The organism is Hymenobacter sp. CRA2, assembly GCF_002007105.1.
In the GTDB taxonomy this organism is placed as follows: domain Bacteria; phylum Bacteroidota; class Bacteroidia; order Cytophagales; family Hymenobacteraceae; genus Solirubrum.
The window spans coordinates 579,204-599,624 of the sequence record NZ_MVBC01000001.1; the positions used below are offsets into that span (position 1 = coordinate 579,204).

General features: G+C 62.2%; 18 protein-coding genes and 4 tRNA genes. 7 read left to right on the top strand and 15 right to left on the bottom strand.

The window, feature by feature from the left end; translation table 11 throughout:
- Positions 1-23: 23 nt before the first annotated feature.
- A complete protein-coding gene (locus tag B0919_RS02265; RefSeq protein WP_176132814.1) occupies positions 24-2,525 on the bottom strand; it encodes an AsmA-like C-terminal region-containing protein in 2,502 nt (833 codons plus the stop codon).
- A gap of 196 nt (positions 2,526-2,721) precedes the next feature.
- On the opposite strand from B0919_RS02265, the gene B0919_RS02270 reads away from it, so the two are divergent.
- Positions 2,722-2,796, top strand: a tRNA-Val gene (locus B0919_RS02270).
- Positions 2,797-2,882: 86 nt separating this feature from the next.
- Positions 2,883-2,957: transfer RNA gene (locus B0919_RS02275), tRNA-Val, on the top strand.
- Positions 2,958-3,040: 83 nt separating this feature from the next.
- Here the strand turns inward: B0919_RS02275 and B0919_RS02280 are convergent.
- The 4 genes from B0919_RS02280 to B0919_RS02295 form a co-directional block, all read right to left on the bottom strand.
- Complete coding sequence (locus tag B0919_RS02280) at positions 3,041-3,454, bottom strand: hypothetical protein (protein ID WP_139361848.1); 414 nt, start codon at positions 3,452-3,454, stop codon at positions 3,041-3,043.
- A 65-nt stretch (positions 3,455-3,519) separates the two neighbouring features.
- Entirely contained in the window at positions 3,520-4,287 is a 768-nt protein-coding gene (locus tag B0919_RS02285) for a DUF2182 domain-containing protein (RefSeq protein WP_176132815.1), read from the bottom strand.
- Between the two features lie 83 nt (positions 4,288-4,370).
- Positions 4,371-6,002 carry a tyrosinase family protein gene (locus B0919_RS02290; protein ID WP_078010572.1) on the bottom strand — a complete coding sequence of 544 codons (1,632 nt, stop codon included), beginning with the start codon at positions 6,000-6,002 and terminating at the stop codon, positions 4,371-4,373.
- Between the two features lie 301 nt (positions 6,003-6,303).
- Positions 6,304-7,590 carry a hypothetical protein gene (locus tag B0919_RS02295; protein ID WP_078010573.1) on the bottom strand — a complete coding sequence of 429 codons (1,287 nt, stop codon included), beginning with the start codon at positions 7,588-7,590 and terminating at the stop codon, positions 6,304-6,306.
- A 70-nt stretch (positions 7,591-7,660) separates the two neighbouring features.
- On the opposite strand from B0919_RS02295, the gene B0919_RS02300 reads away from it, so the two are divergent.
- A complete protein-coding gene (locus tag B0919_RS02300; protein WP_139361849.1) occupies positions 7,661-9,274 on the top strand; it encodes a glycosyltransferase family 39 protein in 1,614 nt (537 codons plus the stop codon).
- On the opposite strand, the gene coaE is transcribed toward B0919_RS02300, so the two are convergent.
- The 9 genes from coaE to B0919_RS02345 all read right to left on the bottom strand — a co-directional run bounded on the left by coaE (position 9,234) and on the right by B0919_RS02345 (position 16,455).
- Entirely contained in the window at positions 9,234-9,869 is a 636-nt protein-coding gene (coaE, locus tag B0919_RS02305; protein WP_078010575.1) for a dephospho-CoA kinase, read from the bottom strand. The genes B0919_RS02300 and coaE overlap by 41 nt on opposite strands.
- A 3-nt stretch (positions 9,870-9,872) precedes the next feature.
- A complete protein-coding gene (locus tag B0919_RS02310; RefSeq protein WP_078010576.1) occupies positions 9,873-10,856 on the bottom strand; it encodes a hypothetical protein in 984 nt (327 codons plus the stop codon).
- A 31-nt stretch (positions 10,857-10,887) separates the two neighbouring features.
- Positions 10,888-11,208, bottom strand: coding sequence for a preprotein translocase subunit YajC (yajC, locus tag B0919_RS02315; protein WP_078010578.1), 321 nt, complete (start codon positions 11,206-11,208; stop codon positions 10,888-10,890).
- A gap of 93 nt (positions 11,209-11,301) precedes the next feature.
- Positions 11,302-11,826 carry a DUF1573 domain-containing protein gene (locus B0919_RS02320; RefSeq protein ID WP_078010579.1) on the bottom strand — a complete coding sequence of 175 codons (525 nt, stop codon included), beginning with the start codon at positions 11,824-11,826 and terminating at the stop codon, positions 11,302-11,304.
- A gap of 238 nt (positions 11,827-12,064) precedes the next feature.
- A complete protein-coding gene (locus B0919_RS02325) occupies positions 12,065-13,066 on the bottom strand; it encodes an isocitrate/isopropylmalate dehydrogenase family protein (protein WP_078010580.1) in 1,002 nt (333 codons plus the stop codon).
- A gap of 109 nt (positions 13,067-13,175) precedes the next feature.
- Complete coding sequence (locus B0919_RS02330) at positions 13,176-13,490, bottom strand: YtxH domain-containing protein (RefSeq protein WP_078010581.1); 315 nt, start codon at positions 13,488-13,490, stop codon at positions 13,176-13,178.
- Between the two features lie 126 nt (positions 13,491-13,616).
- Positions 13,617-14,789 (bottom strand): transcription antitermination factor NusB, encoded by a 1,173-nt coding sequence (gene nusB, locus B0919_RS02335; RefSeq protein ID WP_254846450.1) that lies wholly within the window; start codon positions 14,787-14,789, stop codon positions 13,617-13,619.
- 97 nt (positions 14,790-14,886) lie between these two features.
- Complete coding sequence (locus B0919_RS02340; protein WP_078010583.1) at positions 14,887-15,243, bottom strand: four helix bundle protein; 357 nt, start codon at positions 15,241-15,243, stop codon at positions 14,887-14,889.
- A 120-nt stretch (positions 15,244-15,363) separates the two neighbouring features.
- Complete coding sequence (locus B0919_RS02345) at positions 15,364-16,455, bottom strand: Glu/Leu/Phe/Val dehydrogenase dimerization domain-containing protein (protein ID WP_078010585.1); 1,092 nt, start codon at positions 16,453-16,455, stop codon at positions 15,364-15,366.
- A 237-nt stretch (positions 16,456-16,692) separates the two neighbouring features.
- On the opposite strand from B0919_RS02345, the gene B0919_RS02350 reads away from it, so the two are divergent.
- A complete protein-coding gene (locus tag B0919_RS02350) occupies positions 16,693-18,477 on the top strand; it encodes an ABC transporter ATP-binding protein (RefSeq protein WP_078010586.1) in 1,785 nt (594 codons plus the stop codon).
- Positions 18,478-18,759: 282 nt separating this feature from the next.
- Here the strand turns inward: B0919_RS02350 and B0919_RS02355 are convergent, their stop codons facing one another.
- Positions 18,760-19,128 carry a T9SS type A sorting domain-containing protein gene (locus B0919_RS02355; protein WP_139361850.1) on the bottom strand — a complete coding sequence of 123 codons (369 nt, stop codon included), beginning with the start codon at positions 19,126-19,128 and terminating at the stop codon, positions 18,760-18,762.
- Between the two features lie 217 nt (positions 19,129-19,345).
- On the opposite strand from B0919_RS02355, the gene B0919_RS02360 reads away from it, so the two are divergent.
- The 3 genes from B0919_RS02360 (at position 19,346) to B0919_RS02370 (ending at position 20,406) form a co-directional block, all read left to right on the top strand.
- A tRNA-Pro gene (locus B0919_RS02360) sits at positions 19,346-19,419 on the top strand.
- A 79-nt stretch (positions 19,420-19,498) separates the two neighbouring features.
- Positions 19,499-19,572 (top strand) — tRNA-Pro (locus B0919_RS02365).
- Positions 19,573-19,722: 150 nt separating this feature from the next.
- Positions 19,723-20,406: an outer membrane beta-barrel protein gene (locus B0919_RS02370; RefSeq protein ID WP_078010588.1), complete on the top strand. Its 684-nt coding sequence runs from the start codon at positions 19,723-19,725 to the stop codon at positions 20,404-20,406.
- The last annotated feature ends 15 nt before the right edge of the window (positions 20,407-20,421 follow it).

A 20,421-nucleotide genomic window follows, 5' to 3' on the forward strand; every position in this document is an offset into this window, starting at 1 on the left:
CAATTGTTGACGCCCCTCGCGCCTTAAAACTCGAAGTACTCCCCTGGCTGCGGCTGCGCCGGCTTTTTCGGTTTTGGTGCCGGTGCCTGCCAGGACCGCGGGCGAGCGGGCACTGGCGCGGGCGCAGTCGTTGGGCTCGGCGCGGCCGTGGTAGCGGCCGCCGTGGTGGCGGCAGTAGCCGTTCGTCCCTGTGAGGCATCCGGGCGGGCGCGCTCAGGCCCTACGCGAAAATTATCCTCGCTGCCCCACACGCGCAGTCGCACTTCGGGCCCGCTACGCGTGACCACGCCCCCGGCCGCCACATCGAAGGCCGGGCGGCGCAGGCCCGGCAGCAGCGGGATGGTCAGGTGGTAATCCATTTGCTGATCGAAGGTATGCGTGCCGGTCAGGCGAATGACCGCAGCCCGGCGCACGTTGGAGCGGATTTCCATTTCCGGGATGTACACCGTACGGCTCTGCACGTACAGCGTATTCGTCAGCTCGTCGAAGCGCAGGTGCCGCAGCTGTTCCCGGCTGGCGAGCATGCTCAGCCGCTGGGCCGGGGCAAAATCCAGCAGCTCGCCGTGGCGGATGCTGCCGCGCACTTCGGCTTCCAGCCGGTCGGGCAGCGGCTCCAGCTGCGCGTTCAGGTACACATCGGCCTCGGCCGTGCCCGTCAGCTGGCCGCGCAGCTGCCGGTAACGGATGAAGTCCTGCCCGAAGTCCTCGAATACGTAGAATAGACTGTCGAGGCGCAGCTGCCGGCAGCTGGTTACCGCGCTGACTTTCAGCAGCTCGGGGCGCCGCGCATCCACCGTGCCGCGCAAGGTTGCCTCGCCGCCGGCGGCGCGCACCGTCAGCTGGGGGCAGGTCAGCAGTTGGTTGCGCAGATTCACCGTGCCGCGAATGGCACGGGCCCGCAGCCGACGGAAGCGCAGCCGCTCGATGTGCGCATTCACCGCCAGGTCAACGCCAGCGGGCAGTGGCAGGCCGCCAGCCCTGGTCACTGCGCCGGCCTTGCCGGCAGGTGCTTTCATGGCCCGCAGCAGTTCGTCGGCATCCACGTAGCGGGCCGTGGCATCGGCTTCCACGTGCAGGGGCTGCCGTGGCAACAAGGCCCAGGCCAAGGCGTTGTGAAACAGCCCGTTCAGCTGAAAGTCAGACCGGCCCAGGCGGCCGCTTAGGTTGGTTACGGCCACGTCGTTGCGCCGCAGCAGCAGCTCACCGCTGAGGCGGGTGAGCGGCACGGCCAGGTAACGCCGCAGGCGCAGGCTCACGCCGCGCAGCTGCATGTCGCCGGTGGCGCTGAGAGCTGCCCGCGCCGGGTTTTGGCGAAACGCCCGCAGCTTGCCTTTTAGCTCGCCTTTCAGGCGTACGCTGCCACCTGCGGCCTGCACGGCCGCCACCGGGTGAAAACGCAGCACATCGGCCACGTTCAGCTCGGCCGCCACGCGCAGCGCTATATCCGGGTCGCGCAGGTTGGTGTAGCGCAACGAGCCGCTGAAGGGCCGGTTGCCGAGGCGGCCCCGCACGTCCTGCAGGCGCAACTCGGCGGTACGGGCTGTGGCCAGCCGGCCGTTGTGAAAACTGCCCGTCAGGAACACGTGCTCAATGCGTTGCTCGGTATCCGGGTGGTAAAACGACGCGTCGCGGCAGCCAAACTGCACATCCACCCGCGGGTTGTGCCGGGCCGACAATTCGCCTTTCACAGCACTGCGAAAATACACCTGCCCGCCGCTGCGGTACGCGGCCAGCGGGCGTTGGAGCCGTCGGGGCAGCAGCGCCAGTAACCCCGGCAAATCGGTGTTCTGTCCCTCGGCGCGCACATCCAACTGTAATGGGCCGGCCCAGCCTACGGTGCCCTGCACGGCATAAGTGGCTTCCCCAATCCGTAAGGACGACGGCTCAATGGTCAGCATCTGCCGCGCCCGATCAACGCGTAAGACCGTACTTAGCAATAAGTCTTGATTACGAAAATAGGTATCCGGCCCCAGGCGCAGGCCCGCAACCTGCATCGGCCCGGCGGCGCGAAGCTGTAGCTGCTGGTCGTTGCCTTCCACAGACGCCTTTACGTCGTAAGCCTGCACGGTATAAGCCTGCCGCAGGGTAGAATCGGCGTAGCGCAGCGTCACGTCCTGCAAACGCATCTGCTCCACGGCAAACCGCATAGGCTCGGTGCTGGCCGAGTCCGGCCGCAGAATCAAGTAGTTGAACTCCCCGGCTTGGTTGCGCCGAATATTCACGGCCCCGCGCTGCAGCGTGACTGTGCGGATGCTGTAGCGGCCGCCGAGTACGTCCCAGGCATTGAAGGCGCAGTGTATGGCCTGCAAGCGGGCCAGGGCCGTGGTGTCTTGCGGCAACGAGCCCTGCAGCCGCACCGCGTAGAGCGACACGCTGACGCGCGGAAACTCCTGCCACCACGACAAATCGAAGTGCCCAACCCGCACGGTAGTGCGCAGCTGCCGATTGATGGCCGCCACGAACAAACCGATGATACGCTCCTGCCCCAGCCACAGCCCCACACCGAGTCCGCCGAGTAGCAGCACGACCGTTAGCAAGCCGTAAGCCAAGAATTTTATCGCCCGCACCGCAAAGTTTTTTTTCCTGATCCTGAAACCATTGCGGCAAACCCCTCTTGTTTTTGGGAAAAATAACGCGCCGAATGTCGGCAAAGTGTTGCGCTTTCCGAAAACACCCACCATATTTGCATCCACAAACGGGGTAGCAACTCCGAATTGACAAGGGGGATTAGCTCAGCTGGTTCAGAGCATCTGCCTTACAAGCAGAGGGTCGGCGGTTCGAACCCGTCATCCCCCACACCAATAGAAGCCACTTAGCGGCATCAGCTAGGTGGCTTTTCTATTCCTGATTCGCATAAAGCCGCTTAGTGGCTCGTGCTTCTTGGGAGGTTAGCTCAGTTGGTTTAGAGCGCTTGCTTCACACGCAAGAGGTCGAAGGTTCGAATCCTTTACTTCCCACAACAAAGCCCGTTTCCGCACCGGAAACGGGCTTTGTTTTTTCCCTGGGGTTGGGTCAAGGGCACTCTGCTTTGTCTGCTTGACTAGCGGAAGATGCTTACACGTCCGACGGTGATATCAGGCGCATTGGGCAGCGGCCGTTCGGGCACGATGCTAACGCCTATTTTCTTACTCTGCAGCAACTGAGGGCCTTGCAGCTCGCCTAGTTTGGGCGTGATATCGAATACCAACGTGAGACCGGCGCGGTTGCTTCCTTGCAGGTTGCTGGCCCGGCGCAAGCCGTACAGCGCCTCGCCCCCCACCAACAGTTGGCGAGGAGCACCAGTCCCGCCTTCATCGGGCAGGAGCAGGTACACGTTCAGGATGGTGGCGTCGCGGGTGCCGCGCACGTTCTCCAAGGCCAGGTACACAGGACCTGACGGCGCTTCTCTGGCGCCGAGGTGGTACTGGCCGGCGGGGGTGAGCACCACGCTGGTGCGCACACCCGTTCCGGTCACCGGGAGATGCTCAGCACTAGCACCCAACAATTCAGCATTCTGAGGTAAATCCATTGCACGACTGATCAGACCCGCGCCGCCAGCGTGGCGGGCAACGCGCTGGGTTGGGGACCACGCAACCGCAAGCGAGCATAACGAAAGGCCGTGCCGAAACCCCGCAACTGCCAGGCGGGCGTGCGGGGTGGGTCGAGCCGTTCGCACACCATCAGCATGCTCACCCCCATCATAGCCACTACGTGGCCGTGCGGCAGCAACATAGGCAGCAGCATCGCGGCCCAGCAGGAACCGATGCACCAGCGGCTGTGCTCCAGCCCCATCAGCAACGCGTCCCGATCAGCAGCGGCCCCAAATGCGGCCAAGGCGCGGTGGCGGTGGCAGCGGTTCAGGTAGCGCTGCTTGGCCGGCGAGGCCTGCCAGACGAGAGCCACCAGCCCCACGAGTGCGGCCGGCAGGTAGGATTGGGCATCCCACACGCTTACCAGCAACTCCAGCGCAAGTAAGCCGACGCCGGCAACCATCCACCCCGCGCCGTAACCGGCCACGAATAGCGCGGTGGCACGCGTGCGTCGCCGGGCAAAGCTGGTGGCGCGTACGTGATAGATGGGTTGAATCAGCAGGGGCGCCATCATCGCCACGAGCATCAGGGCCCAGCCCCCTAACAGGGACTGGGCCTGAGCCACGGAGAGTGGTGCCAGCCAGGGTGTGGCGGCCGCGCCAGGCACTGACCAAGCCAGCGCACCCGGGCTGGCCGCGCAGTACGACATGACGCGGGGTGCGGCCGCCCCGTAAGCAAGGGGTGCGAAGGCAGGTTTGAGCAGAATAAGCCAGCCCATAAGGCTAACTGTTAGCACGGTATTGCGGAGCCGCGCATACTCCCGGGGGGTGTACACCATACGCCCGACAGGGAAGGGTAAACTTAGAACGCCTGCCGATACACACTAACCCGGCCGACTTCAACGTCAGCGCCAGCGGGCAGCGGGCGGTTGGGCACGATGGAGACTTGCAGCGCGTCGGCTTCCAGGTTGCCGGCCAGGTGCAGCTGGTCGAGGATGTGGGTCACATCCAGTACCAGGGTTAGCCCCTCTCCGCCATGCTGTCCGTCGGCGGCACTGGCACGGCGCAACCCGAACAGGGCGACTGTGTCAGCCAGCAAAGCATTGCCGTCGCCAGCGGCAGCGCCGGCCGGTGGCTGCACGAACACGCGCAGCACCGTGGCGTCGAAGGTGCCGCGCACGTTTTCCAGCTTGAGGAAGGCTTTATCCGGCGGAGCGGCTTGAGCTGCACGGGCCAAGCTAGCCACGGTTTTACTACGCACGCTCGGGTCAATCTTTACCACCGTCTGCGCCCCGTTTGCCTGGATGCGGAGCGGGCCGTTGTTGGCTCCCAATAGCTCTGGCTGGCGTGGCGCAGCCGCAGCGGCCGGTCCGTTTGATGCTTTTGCAGCGGCGGCTGGAGCGGGGGCACCTAGCAGCGCCAGCCGCGAGGCCAGCTCAGGCTCGGCTACAGGCGGAGTTACCAGTTCTTCGTAGCCGTAATCCAGAGCCCCCAGGTTTGTCACTTGCCCCGGCGTGTAGTACCAAGGCTGGCCATTGAGGTCGGGCATGGCAAAACGTTTGGCTGGTCCGTCCAACCAGCTCGGGGCGGTCGGGTTGGCATTGCCGCTGGCATTCCAGACCGCCCACAGCCGGTCGATATTACAGTGGTGCAGATAGAAAATGGGGTCCAGCGCAGCCGTGCCGGGGTCTGCCATCAGCCCGTAGAGCGGAGAATTATCACTGGGCGCGCCCCCGACGTATACGTGCACCTTGTTGTGCGGATTGCTTTCGAGGCGGCCAAACTGCCCGCCGTCGTGCGAGAAGCCCGTATCCGGCCCGCCGAAACCGTACAGCGGGTCGGCTTTGGTGAACTGGGTTTCGCTTAGCGCCGGCTGCTCCGTCACTTCGTTGGCAGCCGGGGGCAGGTTCGGGTCGTTGGGGTGGGCGGCTTCCCCAGCGGCGGTAGGCACGTAGATATTCGCGTCGCCGTCGGGGCCGTAGCGCATGGTCAGGTACAGCGGGTTGGCGCTGCCATCGGGCAGTTTCGGCTGCGTGAAGGCGGGTGGCATCTGGAACTGGCTGCCCCCTTCGCCCCCAAAGTAATTCCAATAAGGCAGCGCCCACGTATCAGGGCCGCCCTGATGGACGATATCCTGCCGCAGCTGCGTTTCCAGTGCCATCAGGTAACCGCGGTGCCAGGGCAGGAAATACCAGCTGCCGTGCTGGCACTGGTTCCAGTACAGCTCCTGCGCGTCCGGCGAGGGCAGCGGCTTGGTGGGTACGCTGGGCGGCGACGTGATGTAACCCCAAGCTGGGAAGGCTGCCGGATTGGGGTACCACGACGTGTTTGGGTTCACATACTCGCCGTGAATAGCGGCGTAAAACCACCAGCTGGTGGGGTCGTTGAGCGGGCGGCTCATCATCTGACTGACGCCCTTTGCATACCAGAGCAGATCGGGATTATCGAAAGTACCGCCGTTGTTCCAAGCGTTATTCCGTACGTAGTTAGGCATTGTGATTGAGGATAGTGGTGGAAAGCGCCAAAAGTCGACGCGCAGCTCCGCCGGCGAATCAGTACCAGCACTGAATCTGGCCCATCCTCAGATAAATAGGTCCGGTACGGGGCTGCCGGGGCATGTTTGAGGCATGATTAGCCAACCAGCACTTATACCTCGCTCTTTCTGAGCGTACTATCCAATAGAGATTATACGCCGCTACCCTCGCAGGTTGGTCTTCACTGCTTAGACCCTTACATATCAAGCTCCACAATGCAGCAGCCCCAACGGCCGTAGCTGCCTTGTTTCTACCAAGAGCCTAGCTGCTAACTGTCCTGCTAGTCGTGGCCAGGCGCAGACGCTGCCAGGTGATGAGCGGGAAGAGCACGAAGGCTGGCTCGGCAAACAGACGCCAGCGGTACCCCACGAAAAAGACGAGGCTTAGCAGCAGTACAGTCACTGTTGGCAGCAGCAACAGGGTGTCGGCGGGCTGAAAACGCAGGCCGCGCCACCGCAGCGCTGTCACCACGAGGCTGAGCAGAAAAGTCAGGTGCACGGCCGCTGTGAGCGGGTGGTAGCGGGTGCGGTAATCGTTGGCCACAAAGTTTTCGGGACTAAAGAAGGCCCCCAGCTTCCGGCCCAGCAGCCCTACCTCGGCGGCGGGGTGCGTCGTTATCCAAGTGCGGGCCAGGCGGGCGCGGGCCTGGCTTTCCTGGTATTGGTCCAGGCTGGATAGCTGCGGAATCTGCTGCTGCACCCAGCGGCCAAAGGGCTTGTCGACTTCATCCCAATCGAACATGAAGCGGCCCGTGCTGACGCTGTTGTGGCCCTGCAGCAACTCGAAGCCGGGCTGCGTACTCAGGATGTACACCCCGAACAACCGGTGATTCTTGAGCAGCACCGGCAGGTGCAGGGTCAGCGTGAGCAACAGCGTCAGAACGGCCGGGCGCCATACCACGGCGCGGGCCGCCCAACCCTGGCGCCTGCTGCGCCAAAGCAGGTAAGCGAACATCAGCCCGTAGACGGCCAGCAGGTAGCCCCGCAACAGGCATGACACCACCACCACGGCGGCCAGGGCCCAGGCCTTGGCCGTGGGCATGGGCCGTCCTTCCAGCAACCGCAGCAATTGGTACGTGCCCCACACCAAGGCGGGCAGGCAGAGGTTTTCGTACCAGAACCACGCCCCGATGTACCAGAGCACCGAGGGGTATAGCGCCAGCAGCAGCCCACCGGCCCAGGCCGGCCGCTCGGGCACGCGGTACCAGCGCAGGGTCCGTTGGGCATAGAGCCAGGTCACGACGCCGCCAATGGCCATCAGGAGGTAGGCCGTGGCGGTGAAATAGTGCCGCGGCAGGCCCAGCCGAAACCAGGCGGCGTATACCCACACCGGAAAAGTAGCGTGGAAGGCATCGGGGCGGAGCTGCTGGTGTACGGCGTCGTAGCTCACGTAGCCGCGCCCCTGCAGCAGGTTTTCGGCGATGCGACCGTTGCGCACCTCGTCCCAGTTCCATTCCAGCCCCGGGTTGTTGTGCCAGAGCAGGCCCAAGCGCAGCCCGACAAGCAGCGCAGCCAGCAGCCAGAACCAACGGGGAAGACGACGCAGCATACGGGCGAAGGTAGTAGCCAACCGGGCAAAAGCCGGCCGCTACCTTTGCGCTCCTCTCCCCCACCGCACTATGTTGTTTCGCTCGTTGCTTCCCGCTTCCCGTTTGGGCCGTCTGCTGGTGCCGGCCTTCTTTCTGGGCTTGCTGCTGCTGGGCCTGGCGCTGCACCGCGACTACGGCGTGTCCTGGGACGAGCCGGTGGACCGGCTGAACGGCAACGTCAACGCCAAGTACATTGCCGAGCGCATTGCCCCCGAGCTGGCCCGTCGCCAGGAAAACTACCACCTCATTCCCGAGCTGGCTACCTACCCCGACCAGGACCACGGTGTTGTATTTGAGCTACCCTCAGCACTGGTTCTGAAGGCGCTAGGTATTCAGGATTCGCAGCAGGCGTACCACGCCCGTCACCTGATGATTTTCCTGCTCTATTGGTTGGGGCTGCTGGCCTTTTACGGCCTGGCGCAGCTACGCTTCCGCGACTGGCGGCTGGCCTTGTTGGGTACGGCGGTGCTGCTTTGCACCCCGCGCCTGTTCGCCGATGCTTTCTACAACGCCAAGGACGGGCTGTTTCTGGCCTTTTTCACTACGGCCATGTTCACGCTGGCCTATTTGCTGCGCCGGCCGTCGTGGGGCCGTGTAATAGGGCACGGAATAGCCACCGGGGTTACCATTGCCTTGCGCGTCAACGGCGTGCTGCTGGTGCCGCTCACGCTGCTGGGCCTGGGACTGGCGCTGTATCGCCGGCGCAACCCGCGCGCAACGGGCAACAGCGCGGTGGCCTGGCTGCTCACAGCCGCAGCCGTGACGATGCTGTTCTGGCCGTACTTGTGGGAGCAGCCGGTAACGCATTTTCTGCAGGCTTTCCAGAACTTCAGCCGCTTTCCCCGCGGCGCTACCAGCGTGCTGTACGGTGGCGGCTGGGTATCGGCCCTTAATCTGCCGTGGCACTACGTGCCGTGGTGGATGCTCATTACCACACCTTTGGCCTACACAGTGGGCTTCATACTGGGTGCCGTGTGCTGGCTGGGGCGCTACGCGACGCGCCTGCCGCGGGTGCTAGGCACGTACGCCGGCACACTGGATGTACTGACGGGCGCCTGGCTGCTCGGTCCGCCCGTGGCCGTCATCGTTTTCAATTCCGTGCTCTACGACGGCTGGCGGCACTTGTATTTCATCTTTCCGGCCTTCGTGCTGGCGGGGCTGCACGGCGTTCAGGCCCTGCTGCGGTGGCGGCGCCAGTGGCAGCGCCCCGCGTTACGGCGGGTGGCCGCCGGAGTAGCCGCCCTGCTGCTGCTGGGGGCGCTGGAGCCGCTGTGGCGCCTCGTGCGCGACCATCCGCACCAGCAAGTGTACTTCAGCCTGTTGTCGCCCGCTACCATTGAGCGCGGCTACGAGCGGGACTACTGGGCCCTGAGCTACCGCGCGGGCCTGGAGTGGGTGCTGCAGCACGATTCGGCCGCTCAGGTTACCGTTGCTTCTTACCGGCCCGAGCCGGTGTACAACAACCTGCAGATTCTGGCGCCGGCGCAGCGGCAGCGCATCGTGCGCGCCTACGGGCCGGAGGCGAAGTACTTTATCAGCAACTACCGCTGGCACCCCGAAACCTACGCCGACTCAATGGGCCGCGAGGTGTACGTGCTGCGCGTCAACGGGCTGAAGGTGCTGTCGGTATTTCGGCGGCCATAGCGGCCAGCGCCCGTAGCTGCTCGTGCAGCTGCAGTACCTGCGGCAGCACCAGCTGCTGGTCGTCGTTGCGGATGACGTAGTCGGCCCGGCGCAGCTTTTCCTCTTCGCTCAGCTGCTTGCCGATGATGGCCAGGATGTCCTGCGGCGTGCGGTGCGGGTCGCGGTGCAGCACGCGCTGCTGCCGGATGGCCTGCGGGGCATACACCGTGATGATGCGGTCGAGCTGCTGCCACGAGCCCGACTCGTACAGCAAGGCCGCTTCCTTGAGCACATAGGCATGGCCAGCGTGCTCCTGCGCCTTGGCCCAGGCCGCGAAGTCGTGGCCTACGCGCGGGTGTACCAGGCCGTTGAGCCGCGCCAGCTGCTCGGGGTTGTTGAACGCCACCTGCGCCAGGTACGTGCGGTTGAGGCCTTCGGGCAGGTAGGTTTCGGGGCCGAAGGCGGCGGTGAGGCTGGCGTGCAGCACCGGGTCGTGGTTCATGACCCATTTGGCGCGGGTGTCGGCGTCGTACACCGGCACGCCCAGCAGGGCAAACAGCCGACACACCACCGTCTTGCCTGAGCCGATTCCGCCCGTAATGCCGATTTTCAACATAGGCTACTCTTGTGTTGGGGGCGTAGGACTGCGGCGCACGCGCACCACGGGCGTTTGCAGGCGGGCCCCGCGCACCGTATACGGCAGCGGCCGAAACTGCAGCTGCACCGTGGAGTCATCGGGCCGCAGCTGGCGGTAGTCGGCAAACACCTGCACTTGGCTTACGTCAAGCCGGGCGGAATCTTCGGGGAAATACTGCACCTCTACCGGTACCTGCGCCGGCTGCAAGTGCAGTTCCGGTGCGCCGGCCGGGTAGTTTTGCAGCGTGGGGGTGAGCAGCACCTTGCGCGTGCGCACTTGCCGGGGCTGCAGCTTCACCTGTACCTGCTGCACGTCGGTTTCCACCAGGGCCGGGCCACCGATGGGCACGATAATGCTGCCGTCGGAGCTACCGGCGGGGGCCGTGGGCAGGTGTACCTGGTAGTAGCCGGGCCAGGAGCCTAGCGTAGCGGCCGGCCCCCGGAACGTCACTTCGGCCGGCACGAAGCGGGCCGCAAAGGGCAGCGCCGTGCCGTTGGCGGCCGGGCTCAGGCGCAGCGGCAGGCGGCGCGTCACCAGCTGATCGAACTCGAAGTACACCGTATCGGTGAGCACCGCGTTCAGTTGCAGGCCTTCCATAGCGCCCACCAGCCCGGGCCGTAGCGCGGTGCCCGGCACAGCGCCGCTACCGCCGGGGTGGCGCACCATCACCTCGGCCGGCTTGATGTCCAGCCCCAGCGTATTGCGCAGCAGCTTCCAGCCGCGGCCCGTAGCCTGCACCTCCACGCGCCCGGCCAGGGGCCGCACCGGGATGAAGCGGGCTTCGTCGTAGCGCCACTGCAGCGGGTAGCTGATGCGCGTAGTATAAGTCTTGTTCAGCGCGTTGAGCAACCACAGCGTGACGGCGGCCAGAAAGCACGTCGTCACCACCCGCCAGAAACTGCGCTCCGGCTCCGAGAGCGGCCGCACAAACCAGCGGGCCAGGGAACGGGCAGTTTGCAGGGGCATGGCGCTTCGGTTAAAAAAGCAATATAGCGCCTTAGGCGGCCGTTTCGCCAGTCGTTTTGGCCGCGTCGAGCTGACGGGCAATGGCCGTGCGGTCGAAGGTCAGGCGCAGGCCCTTGTCCACTTCCAGCACTACTTTGTCCTCGCTCAGCTCGGCCACGCGGCCGTGCAGCCCACCGATGGTTACTACCCGTGCGCCCTTACTCAGGTTTTCGCGCAGCTTACGCGCATCGGCGCTGCGCTTTTGCTGCGGCCGGATGAAGAAAAAATAGAAAACCAGCACAAAGCCCAGTAGCATGATGAGCTGCATGGGGTTGTTGGCGGCCGATGCCTGCAGAAACAGAGAAAGGAACATGGGGAGGGGTATGCATTTAAAAGTTAATGAGTTAAGGAGCAGTCATGAGAATCGCTCATAACCGCCTTAACTCATTAACTCACAACTTGAAGCTTACTGCGCCAGAGGCCCCTGCGAGCCGTCGGGCAGGATGTTGCCTTTGATGGTCACCACCGTGGTGCTGGGCTGGGTGTTGGCCATGATGGTCACCGTTTTGTTCTGCATGCCCGACTTGCCGTGCGAGTCGAACTGCACCTCGATGTTGCCTTTCTGGCCCGGCGCAATCGGGTCTTTCGGCCATACCGGCACGGTGCAGCCGCAAGAGGCCTGCGCGTTGTCGATGAGCAGCGGGCTCTTGCCCGTGTTGGTGAAGGCGAAGGTGTGCTTCACCACGTCGCCCGGCTTGATGTCGCCGAAGTTGTACTCGGCCTCGGCGAAGGTCATCACCGGCGCGTTCGGGTTCGGAGCAGCCGTTTCAGCGGTTACGTTCGGGTTGTCGACGGTGGGGTTGGCGGCGTCGGCGGCCTGGGTGGCGGCGGCGTTCATGCCCGACTCACCCACTTCGGTTTTCTGCTGGTTGCAGGCGCCCATCGAGAGCAGGCCGGCAGCCAGCAGGGCGGAGAACAGAGTGCGTTTCATGGAATCTAAAGGAGATGGAAAGGCGCCGCTTGCGTTACCGGCGGCGCACCGGTAGCCCAAAGATAAGGCAATGGGCAGTACTTGTTCCCGATGAAAAAGAACGTCATCCCGAGCCCAGACAGAGAGTCTTGCGTGTTGATGGCGGGCAGTACGCCCTTGTGAGCAAACTGCTATCCACCGTCAGCACGCGAGGTTCCTCGACAAGCTCGGAATGACGTTCCGGGATTATCCGCCCGAATTACTTCAGGTTATTAATCACGTTCTGGGCGAACTGCTGGGTGCTGGCCGAACCGCCCAGGTCGCCGGTGCACTGCTCCTTGTTGCGCAGCGTCTCGTTCAGGGCGTTTTCGATGCGGGTAGCCGCTTCCTTTTCGCCCAAGTGCTCCAGCATCAGCAGGGCCGAGCGCAGCAGGGCCGTGGGGTTGGCAATGCCGCGGCCGGCAATGTCCGGAGCCGAGCCGTGCACGGCTTCGAAGATGGCCATGTCGTCGCCGATGTTGGCGCCCGACACCACCCCGAGCCCGCCGACGAGGCCGGCGCACAGGTCGGAGAGAATGTCGCCGAACAGGTTGGTCGTCACAATCACGTCGAACTGCTCGGGCTTGGTCACGAGCTGCATGCACATGTTGTCGATGATCTTGTCCTCGTACTGAATGTGCGGAAACTCGCGGGCGGCCTCGGCAGCGGCGTCGAGCATGATCTTGCCCGGCACTTTCAGGATGTTGGCCTTGTGAGCCAGCGTCACCTTCTTGCGGCCGTGCTTGGCGGCGTAAGCGAAAGCCGCGCGGCAGATCTTGCGGGCCCCAGCCACCGACACGCGGGCGATGGAGTCGCCGATGCCGTGGTGCTCATCCCACAGCTCCAGGCCGGCGTACAGGCCCTCGGTGTTTTCGCGGAACAGCACGATGTCGATGCCCGAGTAGCGCGAGGCGATGCCCTCCGTGGTCTTGGCCGGGCGCAGGTTCTGGTACAGGTCGTACTTCTGGCGCAGGCTCACGTTGATGGAGCGGAAGCCCTTACCCACCGGTGTGGTGATGGGGCCTTTCAGCGCTACGCGGTTCTTTTCCAGCGAGTCGAACAGCGCCTGGGGCAGCAGCTCCCCCGACTGGTCGAAGGTAGTCTGGCCGGCGTTCTGTTCTTCCCACTGAACGGGGACTTGGGCCGCGGCGAAAATGTCCTGCACGGCGCGGGTGATTTCAGGACCGATGCCGTCGCCGGGGATGAGGGTGATGGTATGCATGACGAGGAGAATGGGCAAAAAGCGAATGTGCAGAATGTGAGAAATGTGGTCAATGTGCCGTCAGGGGAATGAGCACACCAACCACATTTCTCACATTCTGCACATTCAATTACAGCGCCGTCCGGCGCGAGTTGATCTGGTTGATGAGCTGGTCCACGTCCCCGAGCAGCTGCTCGGCCTTGTCCTTCGCGTCGCGGATGACGCGCTGGCCTTCGGCGCGGGCCGACGAGGGGCCTTCTTCCGTGCGGCTGGTCACCAGGCTTTCCGTCAGGTCAGCCAGGATTTCGCGGGTACGCTCCAGCTGATAGCTCAGCCAGCTGCGGGTCTCGCGGCCTTTTTCGGGGGCGAACAGAAGGGCGACGGTGGCTCCGGCGAGGGCGCCGGTCGTGAAGCACAGGATGCCGGTAGTGGTTTTGCTAGCCATGGGGCGGAGCGGAAAAAGGGGATGGAATGCGCGGGCAAGGTACTAAACCTATGCGCTCAACGGTAGCGGCGGGCCGGGGGTTTTCGAATGATTTTGCTTCGTACCTACCCGGCGCCACTGCCGGGCTTACTGGTTGTCCAGCAGCCCGCGGCCCGACTTGCGGATGGCGCCGCTGGCCATCAGGTCTTGGGCCAGCTTATCGAGGATGCCGTTGACGAACTGCTTGCTCTTGGGCGTGCTGTAGAGCTTGCTGATTTCGATGTACTCGTTGATAGTCACCTTCACCGGAATCGAGCGGAACAGGTGCATTTCGCACAGGGCCATCTTCAGGATGATCTTGTCGAGCAGGGCCACGCGCTCCACGTCCCAGTTCTGCACGGCGCCGCTGATGAGCTGCTCGTAACGGGCGTCGTCGGTCAGGGTCTGCTTGTAAAGCGTTTCGGCAAACTCCTTGTCTTCCTTCCAGTTGGCCGACAGCGACAGCAGCTCCATGTTCTCGTCGGTGCTTTCCTCCAGCATCTTCAAGGTCTTCACCACCAGGTTCTTGACGATGCTGCGGTTTTCCTCCCAGTTCAGGTCCTGCTCCTCCAGCAACGCCGGAATGGCCTCGCCCTTGAACACGAAGGTCTTATAGATGTACTTGAGGATTTCCTGGTCGGCCGCGTAATCCCGGGTCCCGTCCTCGGCGGAGGCTGCTTCGAGGTAGCTACGCACTTCGGTATCGTTGCGCATCTCGTTGCGCCACGCCGTGCGCAGGGCCTCCATCTCGTCTTCGCCGGCCCACTGCAGGGTACGGCGGATGGTTTGCTCCTGCAACTGCTTGTTGTCGGCCAGCTTCTGCAGCACGGGGCTTTGCTCCAGCTTGGTGGTATCGGCCAGGTTCTCCTTGTTGGTGGTGAAGCGACGCGCTTCGCGCTGGCGCTCCTCTTCCAGCACCAGCCGTAGGGCAGCGGGCAGGTTGAGCAGGTGCAGGTACTGATCGTGGATGCTCTCGGTGGCGTGCAGCATCTGGTTCAGATAGAAGGTATTTTCCTTCTGCACCTGCTTTTGGTAGTAGCGGATGGCGTCCTGCACGGCATCGTTTACTTCCTTGTTGTCCAGCTGCTCCGGCTCCTGGGTACCGCCGGCCTTGTGCCACTCGCGGAAGCCCGCTTCGGCCAGCTTCTGCTGCCCCTGCAGCAAGCGGCGGTCCTGGGGCACCATGGAGTTCAGGTCGGGCTGAAAAGCTTCGCCGATGCGGTCCAGGCCCAGTAAGAAATCGGAGGACACGGCTTGGTCATAGGCATAAAGAGCCTGCATGACTTTGATACGAAGCGTACGGCGGTTAAGCATTTTCGAGTATTGAGTACAGAGAAGTGAGAAGTGAGAACCTCTTTTTCTCTAAAGAAGTGCGGGACTAGTCGCCCAAAGATTGATGAAGGCCATAAAGCATCCGTTGCAGCTCGTCGAGGCGCTGGCTCATGGCCTGCGCGCTGTCGGCTGATACGTAGCCAATGGTTTGGGCCAGCAGAAACTGGGTTTCCAATTCATAGGCCGAGCCGGTGGCTATAGCCAGAAACTGCCGAAACTCCAGTCTGGAATTGCGGCCGGCGCCTTCAGCAATGTTCGAAGGAATCGAGACGGCAGCGCGGCGCATCTGGGAAGTCAACCCAAACCGCTCGTCGCCTGGAAAGCCGGCGCACTGCTCGTAGGTGAGCTGGGCGGCCTCCATGGCTTTCTGCCATACTTTCAATTCCTTGAATCGATGCTTCATTTTGGTTTAGAAGTGAGTATAGAGAAGTGAGAAGCGAGACGACGTTCAGCTTTTGAAGAAAGACTCCAGCATCCAGCACATCAAGTCTCCCTTCTCACCTCTCTATACTCCTGTCTAACGCTAGTACGTCGACTTCACCTTACCGATGGCAGCAATGCGCTGCTCGGCCTGGCGAATGGCCGCTTGCTGCGGGTGCAAGCCCTCGGCGGCGGCTTTCTCCAGTACCTGGAGGGTGTAGTCGTAAATTTTTTCGGTCTGGGTGAGGGCGCCCTGGCGGGTGCTGCCCGTCACTTCGGAGTAGACGTTGATCAGGCCGCCAGCATTGATGAGGAAGTCGGGGGCGTACACGATGCCGCGCTCCACCAGGGCCGGGCCATGCACGTTCTCTTCCTTGAGCTGGTTGTTGGCGCAGCCCGCCACCACGGCGCAGCGCAGGCGGTCGATGGTGTCGTCGTTGATAGTGGCCCCGAGGGCACACGGCGAGTAGATGTCTACCTCTTGGTCGTAGATGTCGTCGAGGCCTACCACCTGGGCACCGAAGCGGGCACCGGCTTCCTCGGCGCGCTCCTTGTAGTAATCGGTCAGCACGATCTGGGCGCCTTCCTTGGTGAGGTGCTCCAGCAGGTAAGTACCCACGTGGCCCACGCCCTGCACGGCAATGCGCTTGCCCGCGAGGCTATCCGAGCCGAATGCCTTCTTGGCCGCGGCTTTCATGCCCATGTAGGTACCGTAGGCGGTTACCGGCGACGGGTCGCCCGAGCCGCCCATCGATTCGGGCAGGCCGGCTACGTGCTTGGTTTCCATGCGGATGTACTCCATGTCCTTGGTGGTCATGTTCACGTCCTCGGCCGTGATGTACTTGCCGTTGAGGTTCTGTACGAAGCGGCCGAACTTGCGCAGCAGCGCCTCGGTCTTGATGGTTTTGGCGTCGCCGATGATGACGGCCTTGCCGCCGCCCAGGTTGAGCCCCGAAATGGCCGCCTTGTAAGTCATGCCGCGCGAGAGGCGCAGCACGTCGTTCAGGGCTTCGGCCTCGGTAGCGTAGTGCCACATGCGCGTGCCGCCGAGCGCGGGTCCGAGCACGGTATTATGAATGCCGATGATGGCGCGCAGACCGGTTTCGTGGTCGTGGCAGAATACCACCTGTTCGTGCTGATGATCAGCAATCTGGCCGAAAATGCTGGTTTCCGGCAGGGCTTGAATCTCAACCATGGGGATTTTTTTTGTGGGAATGGGTTGGGAGAAAAAGGGCGCGTAGTGGTTATCGAACCAGCCGCCGCTTGTTTGCCGCCCAATGAGTGCCATGGCCGGTTTTCGCGCCGGACTACCCACTACGCAGTACCTTTGGCCACTGCCCCGAAACCGGGCGCAAAGGTAACCCGTTTTTCGGACTACGCCCACCGGCAACGCTCCCAAAACGGCTCCGTTCAGGCCCCTTCTCCCCCGCCCGTGAAAGCCCTCCGCGCTACCGATAAATACCTGATTCGCTACAAATGGCACTTCCTTGGCGGGGTGCTCTTCGTGGCCCTGAGCACGCTGTTGGCCATTTTTCCGGCCCAGGTGGTGCGCTACGCCTTCGATCTGGTGCAGGAAGGCATCGACCTGTACCACCTCTTCGCCGGCACCAACGCCCAGCAGCAGATTTACGGCTTGTTCGGGCGCAACATCATTCTGTACGGCTCGCTTATCATCCTGCTGGCTTTGCTGCGCGGCGTGTTCCTGTTCTTCATGCGCCAGACGCTCATTGTGATGAGCCGCCACATCGAGAACGACCAGAAGAACGAGATTTACCAGCACTACCAGTCCCTGCCGCTGAGCTTCTACCGCCGCCACAGCACCGGCGACCTGATGTCGCGCATCTCCGAGGACGTGGGCCGGGTACGCATGTATATCGGGCCGGCCATCATGTACTTCCTGCAGCTGGTCATCCTGTTCCTGCTCATCGTGCCCCTGATGCTGGTGGTGAACGTGAAGCTGACTCTGCTCACCCTGCTACCGCTGCCCATTCTGAGCGTGAGCATCTTCTACGTCAACGGGCTGATTGAGAAGAAGTCCGACGAGATTCAGAAGGCCCTGGCCGGCATGACCACCTTCGTGCAGGAAGCCTTTTCAGGTGTGCGGGTGATTAAGTCGTTTGTGCGCGAGGAGGATTCCCACCGCAACTTCACCGTCGCCTCCGACGAGTACCGCGGCAAGTCATTGAGCCTGAACTTCGTCAACTCGCTGTTCTTCCCACTCATCCTGTTTCTATCGGGCATCAGCACGGTCGTTACCGTTTGGGTTGGCGGGCAGGAAGTTATCCGCGGCACTATCACCACGGGCACCATTGCCGAATTTCTGATTTACGTGAATCTGCTCACCTGGCCGGTGACGGCGCTGGGCTGGACGTCGTCTTTGGTGCAGCGCGCAGAGGCCTCGCAGGCCCGCATCAATGAGTTCCTGAACCAGCAGACCGACATCGTTTCGCGCCAGCACGTGGAACGACCGATTCAGGGTGACATCGTGTTCGAAAGCGTGTCGTTCGTGTACCCCGACACCGGCATTCGGGCCCTGCAGGACGTGTCGTTCCGCATTCAGCCGGGGCACACGCTGGCCGTCATCGGCAATACCGGCTCGGGCAAAACCACCGTGGCCAACCTGCTCTGCCGCCTCTACGACGTGACGGAGGGCCGCATCCTGGTGGATGGCGTGGACGTGCGCGACTACACCCTGACCTCCTTGCGCAGCCAGGTCGGCTACGTGCCCCAAGATGTGTTCCTCTTCTCCGATACCATCCGGCACAACATCGCCTTCGGCCTCGACCACTTCACGGATGCGCAGATTGAGCAGGCCGCCAAGGACGCCGACGTGTACGAAAACATCATCCGCTTTCCGGAGGGCTTCGAAACCAAGGTCGGCGAACGGGGCATCACCCTCTCGGGCGGGCAGAAGCAGCGCGTGAGCATCGCGCGGGCCTTGGTGAAGGAGCCCAGTATCCTCATCCTGGACGACTCGCTGTCGGCTGTCGATACCAAGACGGAAAACGCCATCCTGGCCAGCCTGCAGCGCATCATGGAGAACCGCACCAGCCTGATCATTTCGCACCGCGTGTCGTCGGTAAAGCTAGCCGACCATATCCTGGTGCTCGACGATGGCCGCATCGTGCAGCACGGCACCCACGAGGAACTGATGGCCGAGCCAGAGGGCTTGTATCGGGCGCTTTACGAACGACAGCTGCAAAGCGAAGAGGCTTAATACATTAAGCTTAATTAAGCCAAGAGGAAGGATGAGCAGGTGAGTGGCCCGTTCGTCCTTCCTCCTTCTGTTTTTCTGCTGATTCCGCCGTCCATTGTCTGCTGGGCGTAGCGAGGAACTGCCGCTACAAAGCCTATTAGCTATTTCCTTACCCTCGTCGATGATGCAGAAACGCATCTTCCATGCGCTGGGCAGCTAGCTGACGTCAGAAGCCGGAAGCACAACAAAAAAGCCCTTCAGCCCGATGGGGCCGAAAGGCTTTGAAGCAAGGACGTAGCGCGGCTATTGATTCAGCGTCAGACGGCGCATGAAGGTTTTGTCGGCCACCACGCAGCGCACCACGTAGCTGCCACCCGGCAGGTTGCCCAGCGGCACCGACATCGCTGCGCCGTTGGCCAGCATGGATTTCGTAAGCACAGCCCGGCCATCGGAGTCGTTCACCTCCAGCTGCATCGGGCCTTTGGCGTTGGTTCGCACCCGCAGCGTGTGATTTACGGGGTTGGCCTCCACGTTGAAGGTGATGCTAGGCCCATCGACTTTGCGCTGCACTGAATCCGAAGTAATCAGTGCGGGCTTGGTCGCAGGGGAGTTTTGGGCCATGCCCACGGTGGGCAGAGCAGCAAATAAAATTGAGTAAACAAACGCTTTCATAGGCGGAGAGACGACGGCGTTTCAGCCCCAAAGATAGGGCTTTTTCTGGCGTTGACAGGTGGCTATCAGCTGTCAACGTGTTTAGCCGCTGGCTAAACACAACCGTTTCAAATTTCGTGCCCATCATGAAAAAGCCAGAGCGCAGAAAAAAATCCTGCCTTAGGGGTTGCACATGTGTATAGCTAGCATGTACATTTGCACCCACATTGTCTGAAAACGGGGTGTAGCGCAGCCCGGTAGCGCGCTACGTTCGGGACGTAGAGGCCGTAGGTTCGAATCCTGCCACCCCGACTACCAAGAAGCAATAGCCAATACCAGGAGGCTGTTGCGAGGACAATGTACCGGCGCCTTTCCCGAAAGGCGCCACGCTCGGGGTGTAGCGTAGCCTGGTATCGCGCCAGCATGGGGTGCTGGAGGTCGCAGGTTCGAATCCTGCCACTCCGACGAAAGCCCGCCGAACAGCAGTTCGGCGGGCTTTTTTCGTTTTACCCATTCATTATCAAATAATTCTACCTACCCGCTAAACACACTCTCGTCGCTGTGTATTAGCCAAAGCCTATTCTGCGTTGACTCGCTTTCTATCCTCCATTTCACATGAAAAAACTACTGTTCTCTTTATTCTTGACTTCCGTCGCCCCGGTGACGACGCAAGCGCAAAGCCTCGCTGGCAAAACCCTACTTACGGGCAATATCGGCTACAACAGCAACGGCCGCACCGTCCAAACGCCGGGCACGACGCAATCCGAAGCACTTGACAGGCAGTTTCAGTTTGGCGTTGGGGCGGGCTATTTCGTTGCGGAACACTTGGTGCTGGGCCTGTCAGGGAGCTATCATTTCCTGCGGCAAACCAATGAGCAGCCGGATAGCTTTGACTCAAGCATTATTCATAGCTGGGAAACCCGCAGCCATAACAGAGCGGTTGGTCCGTTTGCTCGCTACTACTTCATGCTCACCGATAAGATGGGCTTGTTTGGCCAAGCTACCGTAAGTTATTCCTGGGGTGATGCGTCAGCCGTAACGTCAAGCTCTAATACTTACCACATTACTTCCACGGGCCGCGGCGGCATGGCCCAGCTCACACCCGGGTTTGTATTTTTTCCCAGCAGCCGGGTAGGAATTGAACTTACCGCAGGCACGTTGGTAACCGGTTTTTCGAACGGCAAATCCTCATCGGATTCTCCGGGCTCAATTACTACGAAAACCAAAAGTCAGTTCACCTCAGCCGCTTTTGGCCTTAGCCAATTGCAGCTGGGCGCCTCACTGTACCTTGGTCACTAATCCTTGAGGATCGGC